5 protein-coding genes are annotated in these 4,104 nt (G+C 69.1%); all 5 read right to left on the reverse strand.

Going from position 1 to position 4,104, the window contains the following annotated elements; genetic code table 11:
* Positions 1-202: 202 nt before the first annotated feature.
* Entirely contained in the window at positions 203-568 is a 366-nt protein-coding gene (locus tag CH341_RS28980) for a hypothetical protein (protein WP_111422712.1), read from the reverse strand.
* Positions 565-1,428 carry a DODA-type extradiol aromatic ring-opening family dioxygenase gene (locus CH341_RS28985; protein ID WP_111422715.1) on the reverse strand — a complete coding sequence of 288 codons (864 nt, stop codon included), beginning with the start codon at positions 1,426-1,428 and terminating at the stop codon, positions 565-567. The genes CH341_RS28980 and CH341_RS28985 overlap by 4 nt, the downstream gene beginning before the upstream one ends.
* Positions 1,429-1,713: 285 nt before the next feature.
* Complete coding sequence (locus CH341_RS28990; protein WP_111422717.1) at positions 1,714-2,544, reverse strand: IclR family transcriptional regulator domain-containing protein; 831 nt, start codon at positions 2,542-2,544, stop codon at positions 1,714-1,716.
* A 117-nt stretch (positions 2,545-2,661) separates the two neighbouring features.
* Positions 2,662-3,585, reverse strand: coding sequence for a 4-hydroxybenzoate octaprenyltransferase (ubiA, locus tag CH341_RS28995; protein WP_111422720.1), 924 nt, complete (start codon positions 3,583-3,585; stop codon positions 2,662-2,664).
* Positions 3,582-4,104 (reverse strand): hypothetical protein (locus CH341_RS34560; RefSeq protein ID WP_170149852.1); only part of this gene is annotated, 523 nt, incomplete at its 5' end. The genes ubiA and CH341_RS34560, both read right to left, overlap by 4 nt.

The raw sequence follows: 4,104 nt of genomic DNA on the forward strand, positions 1-4,104 counted from the left end.
CATTCGCAAGGGCGAATGGGGGGAGGGGAGCCGAGGCGCGGTGCCGAAAGTGAGATGGCCCAGGCGCCTTCTTCTCCCCTCCCCCCGCGAGCGAAGCGAGTGGCGGGGAGGGGTCGGGGGTGGGGGGTGGTTCTTGCTCAGACGTCGATTATTTGACCCGAACTGATCGCCCGAAAAGCTTCGTCAGAGACCGCAGCCCCCCTCACGTCGCGACGGAGGGATACTCCTTGCCGGTCCAGTGGCCGAGCTTGGCCGCGAACTCGCGCTGGAAGGAGAGCGGGCCGTGCTTGGCCATGTACTCCTCGTCGTAGAGCGCGATGAAGATGGTCAGCGACAGGAAGAAGTGCGCGCCCATCTCGAACAGCGCGACATAGTCGTGCTTGATCAGCGCCTCGCGCTCGGCGTCGGTGAGGGCGTGCACGGTGGAGCGCTCGTAGTCGTTGAGCTTGGGTCCGATCGACTGCTCCCAGGTCGTCACCAGGGCGCGCGGATCCTCCTTGTAGCGACGCAGCAGCTCGGGATCGCGGTCGACCGTGTAGAGGAACTTGTTCACATAGTACTTGCTCATGCGGCCGCTCCTTCCGGGTACCACGTGAAATAGGCTTCCATCGTGTGGAAGAGGTCGAGATTGTCGACGTGGGCGGCCTTCTGCTGCGGGCCGGCGATGCCGAGCATCAGGATCAGATCCATAAAGCCGGCCGTGGCGTTGCCGGCCTTGGCCAGGCTCTCGTGCGTGACATTGGCGAGGATCGCGTCGATGTCGCCGGCGGCGAGCCACTCGATCGCCTGGCGGTCGAACTCCGGATCCGGCCCGTGCTCGCCGAACTGGCGCGGGCCGCCGAGCTCGAGCGACAGGTGCCCGGTGCCGATCGCCGCGATGCGCTTGTCCGACGGATAGGCGTCGATGATCTCACGGATCGCCCGGCCGAGCTTGTAGAACCGCTTGGGCGAGGGCAGCGGCGGCGCGAAGATGTTGGTGTAGATCGGCACCACGGGCAGGTCGGCCTGCGGCCGCACCGTGATGATCGGGCAGATGATCGAGTGGTCGATCTTCAGCTCGTTGGAGAAGGCGAAGTCGAACTCGCGATCCAGGAGCCCCTGCAGCATGTAGCCGGAGAGGTCCTCGTCGCCCTCCAGCACGTATTTGGGCAGGCCGAACTCGCGCTCCTCGTTGTAGAAGGTGGCGTCGTAGCGCGGCGCCTTGCCGATCAGGAAGGTCGGATAGTTGTCGAGGAAGAACTGGTGGAAGTGGTCGGCGCCGACCATCACCAGGATGTTGGGCTTGGCGCGCGTCAGCGTCTCGCGGAACGCCTCGACCTTGCGCTTCCACTCGGGCGCCTGCGGCATCTGCTGCTCGGGCGGGGCCGTGGTGGCCTTCAGGTAGAACGGATGATGCGTCGAGGCCAGAACGGCTGCGAGCGTCGCCATGTCCTCTTCTCCCCCTTGTCGTCGGCTCGGCGCCCCGGGCGAAAGGCCCGTTGCTTGTGTCGGTCCGGGAAAGGCCGGCGCGGGCGCCGGCCGTGTGCGTCCTCCCTGCGACGTGAGGCGTCGCAGATGTTCTTGCTTATTTCGCTAGACGAAAATTTATTCGCTAGGTTAGCGAGCGGGCCGCCGGCTTGTCAAGGCGCGGACGCGTGCGCGCTGCGCGGCCAAACCGCGTCCGATGCCGCTCGCGCACCCGCCCGAAAGCCGGCGCCGTCGCCGGCCTCCGCGTCAGCGCAGCAGCGAATGCGCGAGGCCCGGGTAGCGGGCCAGCAGGTGGGCGATGCGGCCGGCCGAGACCTGCAGCTCGGCGAGCCGCTCCTCGACCAGCTTCTGCGCATCGAGCCGCGGCGAATAGCCCGACGTGTTGATGGCGGCGACCACTCGCCCGGCCTCGTTCTTCACCGGCACGGAGAGCGACGTGATGCCGTAGTCGAGCTGGTCGACCGCTACCGTATAGCCGGCGCGGCGCGCCTCCTCGACGATCGCGGCGAGCGCGTCGCGGTCCGTCACGGTGACGTCGGTCAGCTTGGTGGGCCGCAGCTCGTGCCAGTAGGCGGCGAGCTCGGCGGGCGGCAGGCCGGCCAGCAGGATGCGTCCCATCGAGGTCGCATAGGCCGGATAGGTGACGCCGACGCTCGCGGTGCGCCGCGCCGCGCGCAGCTCCGAGAAATGAGCGATGTAGAGGATGTCGGTGCCTTCGAGCGTCGCCATCGACGCGGCGTCGCCGAACAGCGTGACGATGCGGCGCAGCTCCGGCATCACGGCCTCGTCGACATTGGCGGCCTGGAGAAACGCCGAGCCGAGCGTGAGGACGCGCGGCGCCAGCAGGAAGCGCTTGTTGTGACGCTTGACGAAACCGAGCTCCTCCAGCGTGTGGAGATTGCGGCGCGCCGTCGCCGGCGACATGCCGGTGAGCTGGGCCACCTCGGACAGCGTCAGCTCCGGCGTGGTGCGGCCGAACGCCTCGATCACCGCGAGGCCGCGCGCCAGCGCGCCGACATAGTCGGACCTCTTCGCGTCGGCGTCGGATCGGTTCTCGTCGGCCTCGCTCGTCGACATGGTCCCCGCACACCAGCGCCCGCCGGCGCGCGATCCCGTCGCCGCGGCGGCTCCGTCACAGGAATATCGAAATCCGGGCGAAAGAAAAGCGCGTCCCTCACGGGGAAGCGCGCCACGCTACAGCATCGCGTCCAGCACCAGGCCGGCGAACAGCAGCAGGCCGGCGTCGCGGTTGGAGCGGAACAGTGTCAGGCACAGCGCCGTGTCGGAAATATCGAGCCGCACGATCTGCCACGCGAGATGCGCCGCGAAGGCCGCGAGGCCGAGCCCGAACGCCACGCCGCCGCCGGCCAGGATCCCGGCCGCGCCGATCAGCACGATGGCGGCGCCGTAGAACAGCATCAGCATCGTCTTGGTGCGCTCGCCGAACAGCAGCGCGGTCGACTTGATGCCGGCGAACAGATCGTCGGCGCGATCCTGGTGGGCGTAGATCGTGTCGTAGCCGATCACCCAGGCGATCGAGCCGAGATAGAGCAGCACCGGGGCCACGTCGAGCCGTCCGAAGGTCGCCGCCCAGCCCATCAGGGCGCCCCACGAGAAGGCGAGGCCGAGCACGATCTGCGGCCAGTAGGTGACGCGCTTCATGAACGGATAGAGCGCGACGATGCCGAGCGAGGCGATGCCGGTCGCGACGGCGAAGCCGTTGAACTGGACCAGCACCAGGAAGCCGACCAGCGACTGCAGGATCGCGTAGGCGAGCGCCTGCGACAGCGTCACGGCGCCCGACGCGATCGGCCGCAGCCGGGTGCGCTCCACCTTCTTGTCGATGTCGTGGTCGGCGATGTCGTTCCAGGTGCAGCCGGCGCCGCGCATCACGAAGGCGCCGATGAAGAACAGCACCAGGTGCCAGACGTTCGGCAGCGGCTGGCCGGCTGCCACGGCGGCGAGCCCCGCCGACCACCAGCACGGGAGCAGCAGCAGCCAGGCGCCGATCGGGCGGTCGAACCGGGAGAGGCGGAGATACGGCTTGACGGCGGACGGGGCGTTGCGGTCGACCCAGTTGCCGACCGAATCCGCGATCCGTCCCTGGAGCGTGTTCATCGCGCGATCGAGGTTCCCGTCAGGGTGTTGAACGTGCCGGTGCTCGGCTTGCCGCCGGACGCTGCGCTGCCGACCGGCGAGCGGGTGGTGCCGAGCGCCTCGCTGAGGCTCGGCGGGCCGGCGGCGGCGGGTCCGGGCCCCATCGGGCCGGCCGCGCAGGCCTGCTTGGCGGTCTTGCCGATGTTGACGCTGCCGATCTTGAGCTGCTCGACGATCTTGGGCGGGATGCCGCAGGTCGGCGCCTTGTCGTGGGCGAACTTGGCCCAGCTGCCGATCGCGCCGGCGAAGCTGGTGAACAGCTTGCAGAGCTCCTCGCGCGGAACCTTCTTCTCGACGCCGGCCTTGGCGGCCTTGCCGCGCTTGTCGGTCTCGGCCTGCAGCTTGGTGAACTCGTCCATGCAGGGCGGCGATCCGCCGGGCCCGCCGGCTTGGGGCGGCACCGGCGTCATCGGGCCGGCGCCCATCGGGGCGGCCCCCATCGGGCCGGGCGCCGCCGTCATGCCGGCGCGCGGCGGGCTC

It is taken from the genome of Rhodoplanes roseus (assembly GCF_003258865.1).
GTDB classification, from domain to species: Bacteria; Pseudomonadota; Alphaproteobacteria; order Rhizobiales; family Xanthobacteraceae; genus Rhodoplanes; species Rhodoplanes roseus.

What these genes read in the sequence shown, in the direction of transcription:
- CH341_RS28980 (WP_111422712.1), bottom strand. Translation starts at nt 568, where the DNA reads ATGAGCAAGTACTATGTGAACAAGTTCCTCTACACGGTCGACCGCGAT.
- CH341_RS28985 (WP_111422715.1), bottom strand. Translation starts at nt 1,428, where the DNA reads ATGGCGACGCTCGCAGCCGTTCTGGCCTCGACGCATCATCCGTTCTAC.
- CH341_RS28990 (WP_111422717.1), bottom strand. Translation starts at nt 2,544, where the DNA reads ATGTCGACGAGCGAGGCCGACGAGAACCGATCCGACGCCGACGCGAAG.
- ubiA (WP_111422720.1), bottom strand. Translation starts at nt 3,585, where the DNA reads ATGAACACGCTCCAGGGACGGATCGCGGATTCGGTCGGCAACTGGGTC.